Here is a 20,492-nt window from a genome sequence, read left to right as displayed (position 1 = left end):
AGTCTCGTTGACTACGACTGCGCGCAGTGGATGAACTGAATAAGTTCTTCTTGGGTAGGGAGTGCAGTCATGGCACCTTTTTGCGTTGTTGCAAGTGCACCGCAGCCATTTGCCCACTCGATCGCTTTATCGATCGTGGCGAGATTATCCCAATGTTGCTGTTGAGAAAGTCTTGCGAGCAGGCCACCGACGAAGGCGTCACCAGCACCAGTCGTATCAACTGGCTGTACGACTTGACCTGTTACTCGCTTTCCTGAACCTTCAAAGATTCGCCACACTCCCTTGGCACCTTGCGTAACCAAAATGAGCGTGTTGTCAAAGTCAGCGATAATGTTTAGACCTTGTTCAACCGATTGAGAGTCTGTCAAAAACACTAATTCCTCTTCAGAGAACTTGACGACATCAGCCAGTGCCACAGCTTTCATTACAGTACTTTTTATTTCAGACGGATTCGCCCATACCTCTTCGCGCAAGTTTGGGTCTAAACTCACATAACCACCGACGCGTTTGATTCTATCAATTGCTTCAAATGTACTACTTCTGCTTGGTTCATTAGCCAGAGAAATAGAGCAGACATGTAACCAATCACCTTGTTGAAAGCTTGGAATATCATCTTTGACCATAAACTGATCGGCACTTGGCTTAACCATAAAGGTAAAGCTGCGCTCACCATCATCATCCAAGTCAACCACTACCGTTGATGTTCTGTGTGTCGGATCTTGAACCAGAAAATCGACATTTACATTTTCTTTAGTCAATGTCGTCTTCATAAAACGACCAAACGGATCATCTCCTACTCGCCCAAAGAAAGCACTTTTGCCCGAGAGACGAGAAACGGCAACCGCCACATTGGCAGGCGCACCACCAGGGCATTTCAATAGCGTCGAGTCCGAGTCGGGAATTAAGTCAACAACAGCATCACCTGTTACCCATACTTGATTCATCATACTTACCTTAAACAAACATATTGATAAATAAGCGGCGACGTCTCGTTGCCTATATCAATGAAAAAACAAAAAGGCTAGCCAAGATAAGATGCTTGGCTAGCGCCCCAACAATTTAGGAAAAGAAGTGGAATTGGGGGAACCCCACCCTTAAGGAGTTCAAATCTAAGCCGTAGCCTTACGGTTTTGCTTTACCTGCTCACGCATACCAAGAACAACAGTCAGTGCAAACGCCGTAATAAACGCGATGATCATACCAACAATGTAGTAACCAATATGCTCAGGAGAAATTGAGATAATACCCGGTAAGCCCGCTGCACCTAGTGCCTGCGCTTTCACATTGAACATTGTAATAAAGGCACTCGATAGAGCTGCTGCACACACAGCGGCGATGAACGGGTAACGCAGTTTTAGGTTTACACCGAACATAGCAGGTTCGGTAATACCTAGTAGACCGGTGACACCAGATGGAATCGCAATCCCTTTCATCTTTTTGTCTTTGCTCATGACGCCAACTGCAAGTGCTGCAGCACCTTGAGATACGTTAGACATTGCTGCAATTGGGAAGATAAATGTACCGCCAGTGATTGCAATATCAGCAAGCAGCTGTGTTTCAATTGCGATAAAGCTGTGATGCATACCGGTAATAACAAACGGTGCATAAATAAAGCCAAATACCGCACCACCAACAAAGCCAGCAGAGTTGTAAAGCCAGTTTAGGCCATCACCTAGTAGGAAGCCGATATCACGTGTAAACGGACCAACAACGGTGAACGTCAGTAGACCCGTGATAAAAATGGCCAATAGCGGTGTTAAAAGGTTATCCAGTACCGACGGAATCACTTTACGTAGACCAAGCTCGACCTTAGCCAGAATAAACGCTGAAACAAGAACCGGAAGTACTGAACCTTGATAGCCAACCTTCTGGATTTCAAAACCCATGATGTTCCAAACAGGAATATTGCCTGAAACAGCAGCGCCGCCGAAGCCCCATCCATTAAGCAGTTCTGGGTGAACCATCAGCATACCTAATGCTGCACCTAGATATGGATTACCGCCAAACTTCTTGCTTGCCGAGAACGCTAATAAAATAGGTAAGTAAACAAAAGGAGCATTAGCGAAGGTATTGATCATATTCGCAAGGTCAGTTAACCCTGGATTGGCGTCAATTAGAGATTGGCCATCAATAAACAAACCTTGTGCAGTCAATAAGTTATAAATGCCCATCAACAAACCACCAGCAACGATTGCTGGAATAATCGGAACGAAAATGTCAGAGAGTCCCTTTACCGCTCTTTGCACAATATTCTGTTTGTTGGCACCTGCAGATGCGACATCGTTGGTCGACATCTCACTCATGCCGGTTAACTTCGCCAGCTCGGCGTAAACTTGGTTAACGATTCCCGAACCGAAAATAATTTGGTACTGACCCGCAACTTTGAACTGACCTTTGACCCCATCAAGATTATCGATGGCTTGCTCGTCAATTTTTGATTCATCGGCTACGGCAAGGCGCAAGCGCGTTGCACAGTGTGCGAGAGCGGTAATATTGCTCTTGCCACCTAATAGAGTTAACAGCTCTTTGGCTACTGCTGGATAATTCATTTCATACCCCATTGGATTATTAATTTGAGCCTTTCGAAATTTTCGGGAACGTTTGCAAAAAGAATTTTTGCTGATTACTAACAAATGATCAAAGATATCTGCTCAAGAGTGTGAGAAAGATCTTTAAATTATCTCCCTAAATAACTCCGACAGGGTTAAAATTCCCATTAACTTAAGCAACGAGTCTCATCTCTTTGCAAACAATCCCAAAAATAAATGAATGGATAGTGTGAATGGCAAGTCTGCATGATGTTGCACTTCTAGCTGGCGTCTCAAAGTCGACAGTTTCACGTGTTATTAATGATGAATATGGCGTCAAAGAGGCCACTAAGATCAAGGTTCGCAAGGCCGTAGAAGAGTGTGGCTATGTTCCTAATCAAGTCGCAAAGGACCTTAAATCTCGTAAAACAAACCTTGTTGGTGTGATTGTCCCACGCGTCTCCTCTCACGCTACGTCACAAGGCGTTGACGGCTTAACGACAGTGCTTGAGCAGGCAGGCAAGCACGTATTGTTAGCCAGTACCCATCAAGCGCATCAAAAAGAGTTGGAATACATCCATATCTTTAATCAGAAGCGAGTGGAAGGGATTATTCTCTACGCCACCCACCTAGACAAAACGCTCGTAAAGGCAATTCAAAGCTCTGCCGTTCCAGTGGTGTTGGTCGGTCAAGATGGTTCGATGTTCAACATACCTAGCATCATTCATGACGATACTCGTGTTGGCTTTGAAGCTGGAAATCGTCTGGTTAGTAAAGGATGCCAAACACTTGGCTTTATTGGCGTTCAAGGCGACGATATCGCCGTTGATAAGCAGAGGTCTCAAGGCTTTGAAGATGCCCTCAAACACCATGAACTCGAATTAAAATTCCATGCTCGAGGCGATTTTACGATTGAGTCGGGTTACGAACTGGCAAAAGAACACCTCAAGAAGTTCCCGAAATTAGACGGCCTATTCTGTGCGACAGACCGTATTGCGATTGGTGCCATGAGAGCCATTCAAGAAGCCAAACTTGAGCCTGGGAAAGATATTTTCGTACTTGGTGTTGGTGACGATGAACTCGCTTCAGTCTGTACCCCTACCCTATCAACGTTCAACTATGCGTTTGATAAGGCGGGAGAAAATGGTGCAAAATTGCTGTTAGATCGAATTGCAAATAAAGGGTTTGAGATGAGTAAGATGGTACTCACCTTTCAAAACATTGACAGGCAGTCTTGCTAATCGCTTCAACAAAGGCAGGAAAGGGCTATCCTTCCGTTCTCATTCTCAATAAGGACTCAATAAAAATGCCAACCTCTGCGGTTGGCATTTTTGTCTTAGTGATTAATATTATCTTAGTAACTAACTTTTTCTTAGTAACTAACTGTACCTTAAGTAATTAAAAGTTAATGTTAGAACCAAGTTTCCATCTGAAGCGCGAACAGAACCTCTCCGCCGTCACCCATCGTAGATGCATCCGGTTCTTGGCTGATAGCATAACCATTCAGCTCATCGCTCCAATCTACATAGCTCACAGCAAAACGTAGTTCAGGACGATCAAAGAAGCCGGTACTTGTTGAAAGCTTCAAAGTCGGGGCAACGGTCGCCTTGTAAAAACCACCACTCGCTTGTTCGACAGAGTTATCAAGGTCCATATATTGGTATGAACCCTCATACACCATTTCAAAGTTTTCATTGAACTCTTGAGCTAATCGAACATTGAGTGACGCCCATGTATATTCATCATTCTTCTCTAGGCGATCTTGACTGCGTTCAGCCATAAACGCTGGAGCAACACGCCAATTATCAGCAAAGCGTGTGACACCATAGCTGAATAAACGTACTGCTTTCGCGTCATCCAGCAGATCGCCGTTTGACCCTATGCCTTTCAACTCAGCACCCAAACCACTACCAACAATGAATCCAGTTTTTGAGAAGCCTTCGCTCATTCCGTAGAAACTCTCTGCATGGAAAGCGAGCATCGCGTGCTCACCATGATCAGCGGCGCCATCAGTACGATCACTATTGTCTGCTGACGTCATCGCACTCAACATAAATTGCCACTGCCCAATGCGGTTGTTCATCGTCGCAATGTAGTTTTCAACATCAGTTGATGAGCTATCAATTTCCCCAAAGTCGCGACCGTAAATCGAGAAGTTAGCCTTCCAACTTTCATTTAGTTGAACATCGTAAACACCCGCACCAGTACCCGACAAGAATACGATATCAGAGTCAAAGAAGTGGATATCAAAGTTATCTCTATCAAATCGCTTACCCGCCCAGAACGTTGCCTCTGAAAATGTCCCTGAGCCTGAGAACATTGCTAAGTTATTCAATTCTGAATAAACCTGACGTACATTCAATTGGCTTTCACTTGCCGTCCATTCATTGTTTGTTTCAGTACTGTCCGCAAGCATGATTCTAAACAACGCACTTGAACCATCATCCGCAAAGCGCTTATGAATCAAGTTCGCTTCTACGTAGTGGTCGTCCTCAACTCCCAAACGACCTATTGGTGCACCAATAGCTCCCGCAGCTGTCATGTATGGCCCTGTACCTGTCGCGCCATTTAAATCATCATTAATTAATAACCCAGATCGTGCATAGCCGTGAAACTCAAATGTCGATGCCTTCTCATCGGCTGTCACTGCGACCTGTTCAGTTTGTTCGATTCTTTTCTCTAACTCGTTGATTCGCTTTTCTAATTCAGAGACCTCTGTTGATGCCATTGCTGGTAAAGCTACCAAACTCATTGCTACAGCCATTGCTAAATTATGTCGTTTCATGTCCTTTGTCCCACGTAATGATATTAAGAATTATTGCAAACGTTCCCAATAAAATTTATAGGCGATTTAAGAATAGAAAACAGATGATAAGCCGATATTTTGATGCATATTCATACTTAGAAAAACATCTGGCTTGTGACCTTGGGATGGATAATATCGATAAATTTCGGGAACGTTACCGAATTTATTAAATTCTGTTATGCGCATCACGATAAAGATAAGAAAGGGAAATGTGATTGGTAGCAAGCGCACATAAACCATGGCACAGAAATTCGACAAAAACGAAGAAGATTTGCCTTCGTTGATACGTTGGATGATGTCAGATAATGAAACAAATAGGCCGTTACAGCCCATTTGCTTCATTGAACATTGATAGAGATTTAACTTACTAGAGGCGTAACTAAGTATTCATGAATCGTTACCTTGCCTTGATCATCTAGAGACAACTGCCATGTTTCATTGACCGAAAGCTCTAATGACTCGCCTTTTAATAACGAGTTCGAGTACGTATCTGCCTTTAGTCGAATTCGTAAATCCAACTGATAGCCTTGTTCTACCTTCTTAATCGCAAGCTGCTCTACATCGTGCTCACAATTTGGTTTGAATGTAGCGCGAGCTATCGCGTACCAATCTTCGAACCCTGAGTGACCGATGAACTTACCTTCCGGCATCGTCATCTCAACTTTTTCACTAAGATGCTCCAAGAAGTAATCGCTTTGCTCTGTGAGCTGATCAAATTGACCAAACCACTCTGCCACGAAGCGGTGCAGGCGAGCTTCGTCAGACTCTGTTACTTGGCGAATTGAGGCAATCAGTCGCTCTGCGTGGTCATTCGCTCGCGCTTGTACTTCTTCTAACTCATTGTATACATTTGGAATGTAAACCATTCGGTGAGTATACACTGGTTTATTGTATTTCACTCCAGCAAGGTACGCTGTTTGCTGCAGAGGAAACACGAGCTGCTCGATAGTGAAATGGTTATAACCCAATGGATCATAAGACTCTGACGGACCACCAACAGTGAAAGATAAGAAAAACTCTTTACCTTTTAACTTGTCACCTTCAGGGCCGTAGGCAAAGTTAAACGCCATAACATCGTCCAACCACTTTTTCATTAGAGCTGGCACAGAGTACCAGTAGAATGGAAACTGAAGGACGATCACATCCGCTTCAATAAGCGCTTGCTGTTCAGCTTCTACATCGATCTTATAGTCCGGATAAAGCGTATCTAAACGACGTACAGACACGTCATCCAAGCCATTTTGCAAAGCATCGAGGATAACTGTGTTTGTGTATGACTCTTCTAAATTCGGGTGACCCGAAATAACAACTGTTTTGCTCATATTCATTTTCTTCATCGTCATTGGTGGATGAGCAAATCATACGTGTCGCCATTATTTATTTTTAGAGGCTTAATGTTTAATTAACTATTAGGTAGAAACTAACAAATAACTAAAATAGAATAGACCTGATATGACTGTCGGAGACAACTAATGAAGGGAACAACGTATAATCAACTACTTATGTTTCATGCGATTGCGCGAGAGGGTTCAATCTCAGGCGCAGCAAGGCAGTTAGAGGTTGCTCCCCCCTCGGTTAGTCAAGCACTCAAGTCTCTTGAGAGTGAGCTAGGGCTGCCACTATTCACCCGTACCACGCGTCGTGTCGAACTCACAGAGGCAGGCCATGCGCTTTATGAAAGAACTTTGGATGCTATCAGTGATCTCTCGTTTGCTGTCGAAAGCGTTGCGGATCTAAGTCGAACACCATCAGGTCGTGTCTCAATTACCGTTCCCAGATTCGTCTATCAGTACTTGCTTGAGCCAATATACGCGGAATTTTGCCAGCGCTTTCCTGAAATACAGTTGGAAATCTCTATCTTTGATGGAACGGTCGATATTCTCAAAGAGGGTATGGATCTGGGAATTCGTTTCGGTGACAAGGTCGAAGAAGGTATGATCGCCAAACCACTGACTCCAAACTTTAAAGAAGCCGTGTTCGCTTCCCCTGCTTATATCTCTGCTTTCGGAATGCCGACGAGCATCAGTGAGCTGTCACAACATAGACAAATCCAGTATCGCTTTATTACTTCAAAGAAAGTGGCGCCTTTACCCATGATCGACAATGGTAATACTGTCCATGTGAAAATCCCGACAGCTCTTACCGTGAACGACACTGACCTCATGGTTGACGCGGCCAAAAAAGGATTGGGAATTGGGCGTATTATCTCACCAATGGTTGAGCCTCTGTTCGAGTCAGGCGAGTTAATTCCTGTCTTAGAAGAGCATTGGGGAGATACCGCAGGACTCTATCTCTATTTCCATAGAAACACACAAAAGGCTCGCCGAGTGCGCGTATTGATCGACTTCTTGTATGAAAAGATCACCCAATAGGCCACTTAATCGAGCCTTGTTGGCTCCGCGTTTGCAATGCGTTCGATACCTCTCAAATTATTCAAATGAGAGTCATAAAAAGAGATAGGTGCAGAGCCGTGTTGTAGCGCCTTTTTATAGATAGAAGCGATGAAAATATCTGCCAGAGTGAATTGACGGCCAATCGCAAACCTTGAGTCTAGGCAGATCGACGGTCTCAACTTATCAAGACTTCGAGTAATCCATTCTCCGCGTAGTGCTCGTTTCGAATCTTCCTCAAGTTCGGGCCGCAAGAAACGCAACACCGTGCGATTTTGTGAAGAGTGTATGGTCGAGTTAACGAACTCACACACCCGACGCACGTCAGCCCTAACCAAAGGCTCATTTCCCAACAAAGTACGACCGTCAAAAGTCTCTTCTATGTACTCGATAATGGCCATTGATTCAGAGAGCACCACCCCATCGACAGAAAGTGAAGGCACATATCCAAACGGATTGATCGCTAAGTAGCTCGTTTGTAACTCTTGTGAGGTCACTTCTACCCTATTGTATGGAATACCTTTGTAGTTCAGTGCCCACTCCACTCGTTCAGAGCTGTTCGACCCAGCGGCACTGTAGAGAACCAAATCCATATGACCTCCTAGCTATTTCCGGCGTAGTTACGATACCTACCAAAAGTTTCACTCTCTTGGCGATCAATTCAATGCAGAAGTTATTATTGAGTCTGCTTTTCTTGCTTGCGGTGCTCTTTCAGGTTTTTGTGAAACTCTTCCGTAAGCGCTTGAATTTTTGGCATCACTCGCTGTGCTAATGCTTGACTTGTTACCATCGACTCTTGCATCACAACAGGCATTTTACTCAGGATACTTTGACCCGTTTCTGAACGATAAAACTCTAACATTGCGGTGATCTCTTCTTCAGAAAAATGTTTGTTGTAGATGTTGACTATCATCGGTTCAAACTGCTCCCAGCTCAACTCAGCTTGCATAATCGCAAGCACCTCTTGATGATATTCTTCAAAGAGAGGACGTTCAGACTCGGAGACCTCCAATTGTGTATGCATACTGCCGATCATGTTATTTATCTGGATGTTCATCGAATCTAGCATCTCATCTAAATTCATAACCTCAACTAACGCATTCACTTTTTCTGCCTTGGAAAAATCACTCGCTGATAAATGCAAAGGCAATAACAACATTAACGCAATAACGACTTTTTTCATTTTATTCTCTCTCAATATGCAATAACGCATAACCCTAACGGTACAAACCAAAATTTTTTGACAAAAACATCCCATTGTTACCGGATGATCATCACTTAATTCATTGACATAAAAGGCAATATTGAGAACTTATATCATTTAGCGTTATAAAATCGAGCAAATATCGCTAAACATTACAAATATGCGACATGAGGAGTAAGAGAACAGAGATTGGAGGAGTTCAGAGATAGACTGGAAGACAATAAGAAGGGTTGGGACACAATAAAAAAGGTAGTAATGTGTGGGGCAGCACTGATACTGCTACCCCAAGTAAGCTTGTGAATTACAGCATCTCTTTAGCAACCAAATGTAATAGAAAGGTTTCGCGCTCAATGCTCATGCCTTTCTTAGGGCTTTCTGCCATGGTTTTTTCGTTATGGGCGATAGCTTCATGGATATTGATCCAAACCGGCTTCATCCCGTTCTTAACTTCATAATCTTCGTACGCTGTATCACCCAATTCACTATCTATTTTACAGGTGTAACAGTAGGAGATCATGTGCATGATATCGGCATCATCTTTATACCAAGGACGAAACTCCTCAAAAATACCAAATGGTTTAATGCCATGAATATTCTGAGCTCCTGTCTCTTCTTGCAGCTCACGAACCATACCCGCAATAACGTCCTCACCTTCATCTAAGCCGCCCCCAGGAATGGTGTAGTCGTGGTAACGCTCTGTATATAGCATCAGAATGTTCTCACCATCCAACACAATTGCACGAGCGGCGTTACGCTTGTACACAGTTTGGTTATCTAAGTGCTCAATGTCAGGGTGAATCGTTGTTTTCAGGTGTCTCATTGTCGTTATAGCTCTGCAAAATTTGGCGGCATCATATCACAATCACCAATAGATTGAATTCAAGCATATGATTCAATGCTTAACAGTACCAAAGCTTATACATTAACGTCTCTCAAACGAAAAAAGCCTTACATGTTTGCCCTTTTCGAGTCTCATGTAAGGCTTTCACTATCAGCGTACTGCTTTAACACAGACTTAACCGTCTGCAGTAATCACTTCAATCAGAGCTTGTTGAACCTGAGCCGCTTCATCAATCGCAATCTGGCAGGTACCAGCTGCGATATGACCGCCGCCACCGTATTGCAGCATCAATTCACCTACATTGGTTTTAGAGCTGCGATCGAAGATAGATTTACCAGTTGCAAATACAATATTCTGCTTCTGGAAACCCCACATCTTATGAATCGAGATATTGCACTCTGGGAACAGTGCATAAATCATAAAACGGTTACCCGCGTAAATGGTTTCTTCTTCAGTAAGATCGAGGAACACCAGATTTTGATGGACCTGCGCACAGCGGGTCACCTGTTCCTTAAACTTCTGCTCATGTTCACGATAGAGATCGATGCGCTCTTTCACGTCAGGCAGTTCGAGGATCTGATCAATCGTATGATTCTTACAGTAGTCAATCAGGTCCATCATCAAGGCGTAGTTGGAAATTCTAAACTCACGGAAACGACCAAGACCAGTACGCGCGTCCATAAGGAAGTTGAGTAAGTTCCAACCTTGCGCATCCAACACTTCATCTTTGTTGAACTGTGCTGAATCGCCTTTATCAACCGCTTCCATCATCTCTTGCCACTCTTCAGGGAACGTCGCAAGACCACCATAATGATCCCAAACAACACGCGCAGCTGAAGGCGCATCAGGGTCGATAATATGGTTAGTACGCTCACCTGTATTACGAATGGTTTCAGAAAGATGGTGGTCAAAAGTCAGATATGACGAAGGAACATAAGGCAAGTTGGTGACAATATCGTTCTCAGTGATCTCAATGATGCCGTCTTGCATATCTTTTGGATGAACAAATTTGATGTCATCAATGAGGTCTTGTTGCTTTAAAAGTACGGCACACACAAGGCCATCAAAGTCACTACGGGTAACGAGTCGGTATTTTGGGTCTGACATTTTCATTCCTTTGTCATCAAACATATTAAGCTAAGATAACCGCACAGAATATCTATAATCAAGCCATTCACTTAACCCATATGCAAGCAATATAAGTAAGCTTGATCCAACACTCAAAATAGCTCTAAATCTGTCGGATTATCATACTAATTCAACCTGTTGCTTAAATAATCACGGATTTTTCCTGATTCTAAAATATACTCATTAAAAGAGCTTCCTAACCTTGCTAAGGAGATAGCATGAAAACAATTAGCTTGATGGCAATGTTCACTTTGGTTTTAGGGGGTTGTGCGAGCGAGTACGACCAATACAGTGAGTCAGAACGAGTTTCAGTGGCTAACCCTGCTGCCGTGTACTGTGTTCAACAGGGAGCAGAGCTTGACACCGTGACAGAAAATGAGCAGCGCACGACCTACTGTGTCTTTGAAAACGGCGACCGTGTTGAGCAATGGGAATATTATCGCCAAAACCACGAGCAAAAGACTGAAAGCTAACATCTCTATCTCAAGTGGCCAGGGCGCCACTTGAACACTTCCCCTTATCTTATTGATAAATAAAGACTGCCTTATAAACAGATCCGTTTTATTTTTACTGTAAGCCTTTGCTTTTACAGTGCGCACCGCAAATGAACAGTGTTTTATTCCTGACATTACTCTGACATTGGCGCTCCTTCGACCTATAAAATGTGCTCTGTGTTACATTTATTTACAGATAGTTCATTATGAAAAGCCAAACCAAAAACAGCGACCAAAGCTCGATGTCTCTAGAGATCCCTGAATTCAATATCTCTCAATCGACGTCTCAAGTGATTTTTAAGCGCTGCCAAACCGCGCTTATCGTTCTTGCCATCGGTATAATCGTCAACCTAGCGCTACGTATTGATTACGTCTTAATCGGTGGTGAGTTGAGTGAACTGTCTGTCACTGAAGTCCTAGAACAGTTACTACTATTGACCTCTTCACTGTCATTCTTATATATGGCGAAACACACCAGCCAAGTTAAGCATGCCGCCTTGTTAATGAGCGCGTTCTTTGCTGTTATGTTGATACGCGAATTGGACTTTTGGTTTGATATGATTACTCACGGGGCGTGGGTTTATCCAGCAATCTTGGTTGCCGGTAGTGCTATTTTCTACGCAATCAAAAATGGCAAACAAACGCTTGATCAAATTGCGTATATCCTAGCCTCGCCACACATGAACCTATTGATTACTGGTGTGATGCTACTGCTTGTGTTCTCTCGTCTGTTTGGCATGGGCAGCTTTTGGCACAACATTATGGGCGCTGATTATGTACGTGAAGTTAAAATCATCGCTGAGGAAGGCACGGAGCTATTGGCTTACTGTTTGATTGCCTTTGCTAGCGTTAAAACCGTCAACGGATTCAGAAACAAGGCAAATCAATCGTCATAATCGATTAGCGCCACCAGCGAGTATCCAGATCTTGTTCTGGATCGAGATAACGGTTCAGTAAAGTCAGGTTGGTATCCAGCAATGCGAGATACTCCCTGACTTTTTCTTTGTCCGTTCCTACAGGAGTATCTTCGATACAGTTGTGTAATAGAGGCAACAGCGAATCTAGTAAACTAAACTGACCGCTCTCTGAGAGTTGTATCGCCTTGTCGATCGCTTCTAGCCCTAACTGAGCAGGTACTTTACGAGTCTGCTGTTCTTGCCCTACAAAACGTCCTGCTACTGTGCCTTCGAGGTAAACTCGGTAAGTCGTTAGACTGTCAGTCAATAGAAAGAGCTGACCTTGTACGGTCGTATGTGGATAAGGCACCACAACATGCTGATCGATATCTCGCTCAATATTCAGAGACACACCCAATTGCCCACAACGCTCTTCAAGCACCTTAAGCAGCCCTTGCGCATCCATTAATGATTGGATTTCAAAAATGCGCTGCAAGTGGTAATCATTGGACACGAATATCACATTCAACTGTTGACCATTCTCGAACAGGCCGCTTTCAATGAGTTCTAGCGCCAAGTTATGGATATTCTCTATCGTATTGGTTGATTTTTTCTCTAATAACCTCGCTTGAATGCTCAAAGGTGATTCAAGCTGACTTTCCAGTTGCAAGAAGTACTCATACATCACTTCGGCTTCAGACAGAGTTTGTCCCGGTGTTACACCACCACAAAACGCGATCGCTACTTCGTCATTTGAGCGACTTACCAGATAATCGATGGCAGCTTCAACTCTACCCTGTCCTTCTGCAGTCAATTCATTCTTATTTAGCCGTTTACCCAGAACAACTACAAGGTTTTTAATGCTCATTTAATGTACAAGTCTCGTTTTCGCAATTAGATAGAGTGAATTATGTATACAATAGTTGTTAACAAAAGTATTTTTAAATTCTCATGAGTTGCTCGCAATAATGCTCTCTATTGATGGCAACTTTATAGGTAGTGAACCGTGTAGCAGTGAGAAGAGGAAATTATCACCTTTTCCCTGACACATGGAACAAGTGCCCATGAGTATAAAACATAACAATATCATTCATACACTATGCTCATAAGAAGCGAGGTATGTAAAAACAGTTACATCAGAGTTCGTACGAAGCGAACCCTTCACAGGAAGTTATTATGCTGTCTATTTTTGATATCTATAAGATTGGCGTTGGTCCATCCAGCTCGCATACCAATGGACCAATGATCGCAGGGTTTCAGTTTACTCAAAAAATCGCCTCTAAACTGGAAGAAGTGGCGAGAGTGCAAATTGACCTTTATGGTTCTCTTTCCCTAACAGGTAAAGGGCACCACACCGACCGCGCTACGATTTTGGGTCTACTGGGTAATAAGCCTGACACGATTAAAATCAGCAGTGCCAATCAAGCGATGCAAAAAGCCATTGAAGATAAGAGCCTTGCCGTTAGTGGTCACCATAACGTTCATTTCGACGTTGAGACCGATATGCTGTTTCACACCACCAACCTACCCCTACATGAAAATGGCATGACCATCTCTGCATTTAACGCAGAGGGCACACTGCTCGATATGGAAACCTATTACTCGATTGGTGGCGGCTTCATTGCCACAGAAGACGAACTCCAAAACGGAAAGCAAGAGCAAGAAACCCAGGTTGAATTTCCCTTTAGCTCTGCAGATGAATTGCTTGCATTGGCCGACCAAAACGGTCTTAGCCTAGGCGGTTTGGTGTTACGTAACGAAACCTCATTCCAAGACATGGAAGCGATCAATCAGCGCACAGAGCAGATTTGGAAAGTGATGTCACTCTGTATGGAGCGAGGCTTTGAAACTGAGGGGATTCTTGACGGTGGCCTTGAGGTAACTCGACGCGCTCCTGCCCTACTGAAAAAGTTGGAAGCCAATGCCGCGATTGAAAACGATCCGATGGAGATCATGGATTGGATTAACCTGTTTGCTTTCGCAGTAAGCGAAGAGAACGCCGCTGGTGGCCAAGTGGTTACCTCACCAACAAATGGCGCTGCAGGCGTTATCCCAGCCGTTCTGATGTACTACCATCGCTTTATCAAAGAGCTCGATACTAAACAGCTTAAGGACTTCCTTGCAGTATCTGGTGCGATTGGCATCTTATACAAAACCAACGCTTCCATTTCTGGGGCTGAAGTAGGCTGCCAAGGCGAAGTTGGTGTTTCTTCCTCAATGGCGGCTGCAGGCCTTACTGCACTGCGTGGTGGTAGCAATGAGCAAATCTGTATTGCCGCTGAAATCGCCATGGAGCACTCGCTAGGCATGACCTGCGACCCGATTGGTGGCTTAGTACAAGTACCCTGTATTGAACGTAATGCAATGGGTGCAATGAAAGCGATCAACGCCTCTCGAATGGCATTGAAGCGTACCAGCAAGTGTTTAATCTCTTTGGACAAGGTGATCGAAACCATGTACCAAACGGGTAAAGACATGAACAAAAAGTATCGCGAAACGTCTTTGGGTGGCCTAGCTGTGATTCATATGGCGCCACCGTGTGAATAAATAACTTTGATGGTCAGCCTCATTAACTTGAATTGAAGCGACACCTCACAACGGTAAACTAAGTTTCCAAATTTAAAACAAAGCCAGCCTCCGCGCTGGCTTTTTGTTCACTTGGAAACGCCTTTTTATAAATCACTACCACTCTTTGTGAAATGCATACGGTTAATACTTGACCAAATTCCCTTTATTAACTGGGGAGTTAGATTGAAACCACTTTCAAGTAGTGAGACATCGCCCTGCGCAATCTTACCTTGCAATTTTCATTCATGAAAAATATCAATGCCAACATAAGAAAAGGTACGGCGAGTTAAAGCTCTAATGAGACAAATGTTTCAGTTTATGTCTTGCTAGTAATGATATTATAATTAGGTGATTACACTATATCTAAATATAAATGTGAGAAGAAAATAATGTGGAATAGATTAAACAAATCAATGATGTTCTGCCAAATGATGTTTGGATTATCATTCTATGGCGTACTCGTTAGCTTAACCCGTTTCTTCCTTGAAGACCTAAACTACAACGAAGCAGATACTATGATGATCGTGGGTGCCTTTTCCGCGATCGGTCCTCTATTTGCTATCGCTGGTGGCTTCATTGCCGATAAATTCCTTGGTGCTTACCGCTCTCTTACCATCAGTTTCTTAGCATTCGCGTCTGGTTACGTTCTTTTAGTTTTAGGCGCATCGGCAACCAACGTTCCTCTTTCTATGTGCGGTATCGCACTAGCAAGTTACGGTCGTGGTTTGATGTCACCATCTTACCCAAGCCTATACAAGCGTACGTTCAACTCTCAAGAAGACTTTGAGAAAGGCTACCCGATCAACTACTCAATCAACAACGTGGGTGCTTTCCTAGGTCAATACCTATTCCCAATGATCGTGCTGGTTATTGGCTTCCACGGTGGCTTTGCTATCTCGGGCATTATGGCAGCAGCTGCACTTGGTATGCTTATCATGAGTCGTAAAGGCCTTATTGAAGTTGGTGCAGAGTTAGACCAAAAACCAGTTCCAGCAAAAAACTGGGCAATGTTTGGTGCCCTTTCAATTGCGATGATCGGTCTTGTATTCTTCATGTTCTCTAACATGGACGTTGGCCAAAACATCGTTTATGCAATCGGCGGCGCAGCTATCCTTTACTTCGTTTCTCTGATGTTCAAAGCGAGCAAGGCAGAGTCTCTGAAGATGGGTACTATCCTAATCATCACGTTCTTAACCACATGTTTCTTCGTGTACTACGGTCAGATGATGACTTCGATGAACATGGTTGCGATCAATACGCTTAAAGGTTCTCTATTCGGTTTCATTCCACTTGAGCCTGAAGCAGCAATGGCGATGAACCCTCTATGGTGTATGGTTGGTGGCCCTATCGTTGCTGGTTTCTTCGGTATGCTAGAAAAGCGCGATATTCACCTATCTACGGCAACTAAAGTAGCACTGGCTTTCGTACTAACAGCGATTGCATTTGGTATCCTTACATTCGCTGTAACAACAGTTGGTGAAGACGTAATTATCCGCCCAGAGGTTTTCCTAGCGATTCACTTCTTCCAAGCAATTGCAGAAGTTATCGTAGGTTCTATGGTTGTTGCCTTCATCCTATCTGTAGCACCTAAGCACATCGAAAACTTCTCTGTAAGTCTATTCTCTGTTGCTATCGCTCTATCTGGTATCGTTGGTGCCGTATTCTCTACGTCAATCGCGTTAGAGAAAGGCCAAGAGATCACTCAAGAGATCGTTCAAACGGTTTACGGTGACTACTTCCAGCTTCTAACAGTACTAGCAGTTGTGATGGTTGCTATCGCAATGGCGGCGTCGTTTGTTATTCGTAAGATGCTAGACGCAGCTAAAAATGCAGAGCAAGCGGTTGAGTTAGAAGAAGCAAATAGCTAATTCCACTCACCAGCCTGCACAGTAATTACTTTATGTAATTACGCCACTAACGCCCTAATACCTGATTAGGGCGTTTTTTATTTCCCCTTATTACTCACGCCTTTCTCCTGCAAATAAGTTTATGCTAAAAGTGCATGACGTAAATTCATGTAAATGATAACCATTACTATTGAGTCATTTAATGAAGGCTACTATGATAGTTAGCTTATAGAGAAAGAGAGTCCATTATGAGTAAGCCAAGTCCTATCCAAGTTACTGTTACAAGTACCAAAACCATCACACCAAACATGCAGCGCATCACCCTTAGTGGTGACGGTCTAAGTCGCTTTCCTAATGATTGTGAAGGTGGTTACATCAAGTTGATGTTTAATGAGTTGGGTGGAACAGATTTGACGACTCTTGAGCAGGGCAAACGCCCAACCATGCGAACTTACACGATTCGCGAGTTCAACCCAGACGTGCCTTCAATTGAAGTCGACTTTGTTCGCCACAACACCGTTGACCTACAGTGTGGCTTCGCAGCTCGTTGGGCGATGAACGTACAAGAAGGTGAAACCATCACTATTGGTGGCCCGGGTCTTATTCAAGGCTTAAATAAAGACGCTGATTGGTTTTTCTTGGCCGCTGATATGACTTCACTGCCTGCTCTTTCTGCAAAAGTGAAAAGCCTACCGCGTGATGCAAAAGGTTACGCTGTCATTCAAATCGCCTCAGAGCAAGACAAGCAGCCATTGGACGCACCAAGTCAGCTGGAGATCATCTGGTTGATAGAATCGGAACAGGCGTCATCACTGTCCGATAAGGTTCAAGAGCTCACTTGGCTTGAAGGCACTGCAGCAGTATGGACAGCGTGTGAATTCGAGAACATGCGTGCACTACGTCAATACTTCCGTAATGAGAAGGAAGTGGCTAAAGAGAACATCTACATCAGCAGCTACTGGAAACGTGGTGTGAGTGAAGATGGCCATAAAGTGTTAAAGCAAGAAGACGCGAAAGCGCAAGCCGAAGCTTAAAATCAGATTTTAGCAACTGGCAGCCTGAACATGAAAAACGCCCTTAACGGAGAACGGTAAGGGCGTTTTTTTAATGATTAGAATAAGCAGCTAGATACTTTCACCAAGCTCAATCGCGTAACCTAAATCCAACTTAGCCGTCCAATCTGTTCTGCCTTGCAAGCGTGAAACGATTTGCTCAGCAGCGACCTTGCCTATCTGCTCCCTTGGAGTTATCACTGTTGCTAAACGCGGTGTCATGGTCATCGTAATATCATGGCCATGAAAGCCCGCGATCGCCATCTGCTCAGGGACTTGAATACCACGACGAACACATTCGTAAAAGGCACCGATTGCCAAGTCATCGTTGGTACAGAAGATGCCGTTAGCCTCAGGGTGCGTTTCAAGCAGCTCGCCAAGCAGCTTTGCACCTAAAGTAAATGAGGAGGCGTCTTCGGTTTGAATCGTCAATGGCGTGAGTGCGTGTTCTTCCATTGCATGCTCATAACCCGCCATTTTTAAACGAGTACGCTCGTCCATTCGAGCCGCAAGATAAGCGATATTTTGACGGCCTCGGGTAATCATCACTTTGGTCATTTCTCTCGCAGCATCAAAGTTATCAAAACCTACAGCTTGCTCGATACGCGGTGACACAGAGTCCATGATCTCAATAACTGGAATGGATGCGGTTTGTAGCATCTTACGAGCACGTTCTGTGTGGACGTTTTCAGAGAGGATGATCGCATCCACATTGTAAGACAGCAGTGATGCGATACTCTGCTCTTCAAGTTCCTCGCTATATCCATAGTGAGCAATCATGGTTTGATAGCCCGCAGGCGCTGTGACTTGTTCTATCCCACGAATGACCTCGGCAAAAACTTGGTTGGTTAACGAGGGAACCAGTACACCGATGGCATTACTTTTTGCGTTTGAGAGGATATCTGGGGCGCGGTTTGGGATGTAACCCAGCTCTTCAACCGCTGAATTGATTTTGTCTCGTAGTGCTTCAGAAACCTGTGAAGGGTCTCGTAAACAGCGACTTACGGTCATTTTGGTGACGCCAACTAAATTGGCAACATCTTGTAACGTAGGACGTTTTTTCTTATTTGACATAGTAAATTAGTTATTATTTTTATTGATTATGTTACTGGTAACAGTGTATCCAACTGACTTAGGATTTGAAGCCTTATCTAACGAAATGTTGATGTAGTACCACAAACAAAAACGTCCCCATAATGAGGACGTTTAAATGGTGAGAACTAAGCTTCAACTTCTGCGCGTGGTGTTTCACTCCAAATTATATGAAACTTATTTTGCTCATCGCTATCAACGCGCGAATAGGTGTGAGATCCAAAGTAGTCGCGTTGTGCTTGAAGCAGATTAGCCGGTAGTACTTCACAGCGAAGTGAATCGAAATAGCCCAAAGCAGAGCTAATAGCCGGCATAGGAACACCGGTTAATGCCGAGTTTGCAACGACTGCACGCCAACCACAAGAACGTTCATGAACCTCTTCAACAAAACGATTTGCGAATAGCAAGTTGCTCAGCTCAGCATCGCTTTGGTATGCCTTAGTGATGTCATGTAAGAACACTGCTCGAATAATACAACCTGCACGCCAAATCTTAGCAATATGAGCAAAATCGAGGTCCCAACCCTCTTTGGTTGAGGTTGCTTTCATTAAGTCAAAGCCTTGCGCATAAACCGAAAGCTTAGCGCAGTACAGTGCATCATGTAGCTCTTCGATGGTCTCTTGTTTGGCCTTACCGCAACTTGGTTGGACGTGCGTTCGCAACACCTTCGCACCTTGTACTCGTACCGCTTTCTGGCTACTTTGAGCGCGAGCGAATACCGCTTGAGCAATGGTTGGCGCTGGCGCCCCTTCTTGAAGACTATTCACTGCCGTCCAAAGCCCCGTGCCTTTCTGCCCAGCCTTATCAAGCACCACTTCAACAAACGGCTTCTGTGTTGTTGGATCTAACTCCTGTAAGATATCAGCACTGATCTCCATCAGATAGCTGTTCAGTACACCTTGGTTCCACTTAGCAAAGACTTCACCAATCTCTTGTGCAGGCATCTCTAGCACTTCAGACATAAAGTGGTAGACCTCGCAAATGAGCTGCATGTCCGCATACTCAATACCGTTATGCACCATTTTGACATAGTGACCAGCACCGGCAGGACCTAGGTAAGCCGCGCAAGGCTCACCCTTCTCGAATTGACCAACAGGCAAACCATTTTCGTCAACCTTGGCTGAGATGGCCTCCCACATTGGTTGAACGTAATTCCAAGCCTCTTTGTCACCGCTAGCCATCAGTGCAGGGCCTGTACGCGCTCCTACTTCGCCGCCAGATACCGCCGTTGAGAAGAATCGTAGTTTGCCACGATATTTCAACTCACGAGCTTCTGTATCGGTCCAAAGGCTGTTACCCGTATCAATAACAATATCGTCTTGCTCAAGGCCAACGGCTAGCAGATCGTCAATCACTGCCTCAACAATGCTGCCAGCAGGGACAGACAAGGCAATCACGCGCGGCTTAACCAGAGAGTCGAGAACTTGGTTCAGGTCAGCGGCTTTATAGAAGCTACCTTTATCGACTTTTTGCGCGAGTTCTTTTGCTTCTGATTCAGCACGCTCACGATGTGCTTCACTGATATCAAAGCCTGTCACGTTGAAGCCTTGATCAAGTAGATTCAACGCAAGGCTTTTGCCCATAACACCAAGGCCAATCATCGCAATGCTGGATTGAGGCATACTTGACTGAGAAAGATCTGAAGT

The 20,492-nt window shown here is 44.2% G+C and carries 18 protein-coding genes; 7 read left to right on the top strand and 11 right to left on the bottom strand.

Annotation, left to right across the window (positions count from 1 at the left end; genetic code table 11):
* Window positions 1-11: 11 nt before the first annotated feature.
* Both KI743_RS06275 and KI743_RS06270 read right to left on the bottom strand, forming a co-directional pair.
* Window positions 12-944, bottom strand: a complete 933-nt coding sequence (locus KI743_RS06275; RefSeq protein WP_285465609.1) for an aminoimidazole riboside kinase — start codon at window positions 942-944, stop codon at window positions 12-14.
* A gap of 165 nt (window positions 945-1,109) precedes the next feature.
* Window positions 1,110-2,549, bottom strand: coding sequence for a sucrose-specific PTS transporter subunit IIBC (locus KI743_RS06270; protein WP_285465608.1), 1,440 nt, complete (start codon window positions 2,547-2,549; stop codon window positions 1,110-1,112).
* A gap of 233 nt (window positions 2,550-2,782) precedes the next feature.
* On the opposite strand from KI743_RS06270, the gene KI743_RS06265 reads away from it, so the two are divergent.
* A complete protein-coding gene (locus KI743_RS06265; protein WP_285465607.1) occupies window positions 2,783-3,769 on the top strand; it encodes a LacI family DNA-binding transcriptional regulator in 987 nt (328 codons plus the stop codon).
* 170 nt (window positions 3,770-3,939) lie between these two features.
* Here the strand turns inward: KI743_RS06265 and KI743_RS06260 are convergent, their stop codons facing one another.
* Window positions 3,940-5,313 carry a carbohydrate porin gene (locus tag KI743_RS06260; RefSeq protein WP_285465606.1) on the bottom strand — a complete coding sequence of 458 codons (1,374 nt, stop codon included), beginning with the start codon at window positions 5,311-5,313 and terminating at the stop codon, window positions 3,940-3,942.
* A gap of 380 nt (window positions 5,314-5,693) precedes the next feature.
* Window positions 5,694-6,656, bottom strand: a complete 963-nt coding sequence (locus KI743_RS06255; protein ID WP_285465605.1) for an NAD(P)H-dependent oxidoreductase — start codon at window positions 6,654-6,656, stop codon at window positions 5,694-5,696.
* Window positions 6,657-6,806: 150 nt separating this feature from the next.
* Here KI743_RS06255 and KI743_RS06250 point away from each other — a divergent pair, with 150 nt between their 5' ends.
* A complete protein-coding gene (locus tag KI743_RS06250) occupies window positions 6,807-7,706 on the top strand; it encodes a LysR family transcriptional regulator (RefSeq protein WP_285465604.1) in 900 nt (299 codons plus the stop codon).
* Window positions 7,707-7,711: 5 nt separating this feature from the next.
* On the opposite strand, the gene KI743_RS06245 is transcribed toward KI743_RS06250, so the two are convergent.
* The 4 genes from KI743_RS06245 to KI743_RS06230 form a co-directional block, all read right to left on the bottom strand.
* A complete protein-coding gene (locus KI743_RS06245; protein WP_285465603.1) occupies window positions 7,712-8,317 on the bottom strand; it encodes a glutathione S-transferase family protein in 606 nt (201 codons plus the stop codon).
* An 83-nt stretch (window positions 8,318-8,400) separates the two neighbouring features.
* Window positions 8,401-8,907, bottom strand: a complete 507-nt coding sequence (locus KI743_RS06240; RefSeq protein WP_285465602.1) for a DUF2059 domain-containing protein — start codon at window positions 8,905-8,907, stop codon at window positions 8,401-8,403.
* A gap of 322 nt (window positions 8,908-9,229) precedes the next feature.
* A complete protein-coding gene (locus KI743_RS06235) occupies window positions 9,230-9,748 on the bottom strand; it encodes an NUDIX hydrolase (protein WP_285465601.1) in 519 nt (172 codons plus the stop codon).
* Between the two features lie 195 nt (window positions 9,749-9,943).
* Window positions 9,944-10,876 carry an exopolyphosphatase gene (locus KI743_RS06230; protein ID WP_285465600.1) on the bottom strand — a complete coding sequence of 311 codons (933 nt, stop codon included), beginning with the start codon at window positions 10,874-10,876 and terminating at the stop codon, window positions 9,944-9,946.
* 239 nt (window positions 10,877-11,115) lie between these two features.
* Here KI743_RS06230 and KI743_RS06225 point away from each other — a divergent pair, with 239 nt between their 5' ends.
* Window positions 11,116-11,370, top strand: a complete 255-nt coding sequence (locus tag KI743_RS06225; RefSeq protein ID WP_285465599.1) for a DUF333 domain-containing protein — start codon at window positions 11,116-11,118, stop codon at window positions 11,368-11,370.
* Between the two features lie 227 nt (window positions 11,371-11,597).
* A complete protein-coding gene (locus tag KI743_RS06220; protein WP_285465598.1) occupies window positions 11,598-12,287 on the top strand; it encodes a hypothetical protein in 690 nt (229 codons plus the stop codon).
* Between the two features lie 4 nt (window positions 12,288-12,291).
* Here the strand turns inward: KI743_RS06220 and KI743_RS06215 are convergent, their stop codons facing one another.
* Window positions 12,292-13,155, bottom strand: a complete 864-nt coding sequence (locus KI743_RS06215) for a YdcF family protein (protein ID WP_285465597.1) — start codon at window positions 13,153-13,155, stop codon at window positions 12,292-12,294.
* Window positions 13,156-13,463: 308 nt separating this feature from the next.
* Here KI743_RS06215 and KI743_RS06210 point away from each other — a divergent pair, with 308 nt between their 5' ends.
* From KI743_RS06210 to KI743_RS06200, 3 genes are all read left to right on the top strand, one after another.
* Window positions 13,464-14,834 carry an L-serine ammonia-lyase gene (locus KI743_RS06210; RefSeq protein ID WP_150868672.1) on the top strand — a complete coding sequence of 457 codons (1,371 nt, stop codon included), beginning with the start codon at window positions 13,464-13,466 and terminating at the stop codon, window positions 14,832-14,834.
* Between the two features lie 410 nt (window positions 14,835-15,244).
* Window positions 15,245-16,723, top strand: a complete 1,479-nt coding sequence (locus KI743_RS06205; RefSeq protein WP_285465596.1) for a peptide MFS transporter — start codon at window positions 15,245-15,247, stop codon at window positions 16,721-16,723.
* Window positions 16,724-16,950: 227 nt separating this feature from the next.
* A complete protein-coding gene (locus tag KI743_RS06200) occupies window positions 16,951-17,736 on the top strand; it encodes a siderophore-interacting protein (protein ID WP_285465595.1) in 786 nt (261 codons plus the stop codon).
* Window positions 17,737-17,826: 90 nt separating this feature from the next.
* On the opposite strand, the gene gntR is transcribed toward KI743_RS06200, so the two are convergent.
* Entirely contained in the window at window positions 17,827-18,828 is a 1,002-nt protein-coding gene (gene gntR, locus KI743_RS06195; protein WP_150897256.1) for a gluconate operon transcriptional repressor GntR, read from the bottom strand.
* Window positions 18,829-18,974: 146 nt separating this feature from the next.
* A complete protein-coding gene (gndA, locus tag KI743_RS06190) occupies window positions 18,975-20,468 on the bottom strand; it encodes an NADP-dependent phosphogluconate dehydrogenase (protein WP_285465680.1) in 1,494 nt (497 codons plus the stop codon).
* Between the last annotated feature and the right edge of the window lie 24 nt (window positions 20,469-20,492).

Origin of the sequence: Vibrio sp. D420a (assembly GCF_030248625.1) — a bacterium.
Classification (GTDB): domain Bacteria; phylum Pseudomonadota; class Gammaproteobacteria; order Enterobacterales; family Vibrionaceae; genus Vibrio; species Vibrio fortis_A.
This window is presented reverse-complemented; position numbering and strand designations above follow the sequence as displayed.

Bases quoted from the DNA above. Each gene is read 5' to 3' on its own strand.
- KI743_RS06275 (WP_285465609.1), bottom strand. From the start codon at position 944: ATGAATCAAGTATGGGTAACAGGTGATGCTGTTGTTGACTTAATTCCC.
- KI743_RS06270 (WP_285465608.1), bottom strand. From the start codon at position 2,549: ATGAATTATCCAGCAGTAGCCAAAGAGCTGTTAACTCTATTAGGTGGC.
- KI743_RS06265 (WP_285465607.1), top strand. From the start codon at position 2,783: ATGGCAAGTCTGCATGATGTTGCACTTCTAGCTGGCGTCTCAAAGTCG.
- KI743_RS06260 (WP_285465606.1), bottom strand. From the start codon at position 5,313: ATGAAACGACATAATTTAGCAATGGCTGTAGCAATGAGTTTGGTAGCT.
- KI743_RS06255 (WP_285465605.1), bottom strand. From the start codon at position 6,656: ATGAGCAAAACAGTTGTTATTTCGGGTCACCCGAATTTAGAAGAGTCA.
- KI743_RS06250 (WP_285465604.1), top strand. From the start codon at position 6,807: ATGAAGGGAACAACGTATAATCAACTACTTATGTTTCATGCGATTGCG.
- KI743_RS06245 (WP_285465603.1), bottom strand. From the start codon at position 8,317: ATGGATTTGGTTCTCTACAGTGCCGCTGGGTCGAACAGCTCTGAACGA.
- KI743_RS06240 (WP_285465602.1), bottom strand. From the start codon at position 8,907: ATGAAAAAAGTCGTTATTGCGTTAATGTTGTTATTGCCTTTGCATTTA.
- KI743_RS06235 (WP_285465601.1), bottom strand. From the start codon at position 9,748: ATGAGACACCTGAAAACAACGATTCACCCTGACATTGAGCACTTAGAT.
- KI743_RS06230 (WP_285465600.1), bottom strand. From the start codon at position 10,876: ATGTCAGACCCAAAATACCGACTCGTTACCCGTAGTGACTTTGATGGC.
- KI743_RS06225 (WP_285465599.1), top strand. From the start codon at position 11,116: ATGAAAACAATTAGCTTGATGGCAATGTTCACTTTGGTTTTAGGGGGT.
- KI743_RS06220 (WP_285465598.1), top strand. From the start codon at position 11,598: ATGAAAAGCCAAACCAAAAACAGCGACCAAAGCTCGATGTCTCTAGAG.
- KI743_RS06215 (WP_285465597.1), bottom strand. From the start codon at position 13,155: ATGAGCATTAAAAACCTTGTAGTTGTTCTGGGTAAACGGCTAAATAAG.
- KI743_RS06210 (WP_150868672.1), top strand. From the start codon at position 13,464: ATGCTGTCTATTTTTGATATCTATAAGATTGGCGTTGGTCCATCCAGC.
- KI743_RS06205 (WP_285465596.1), top strand. From the start codon at position 15,245: ATGTGGAATAGATTAAACAAATCAATGATGTTCTGCCAAATGATGTTT.
- KI743_RS06200 (WP_285465595.1), top strand. From the start codon at position 16,951: ATGAGTAAGCCAAGTCCTATCCAAGTTACTGTTACAAGTACCAAAACC.
- gntR (WP_150897256.1), bottom strand. From the start codon at position 18,828: ATGTCAAATAAGAAAAAACGTCCTACGTTACAAGATGTTGCCAATTTA.
- gndA (WP_285465680.1), bottom strand. From the start codon at position 20,468: ATGCCTCAATCCAGCATTGCGATGATTGGCCTTGGTGTTATGGGCAAA.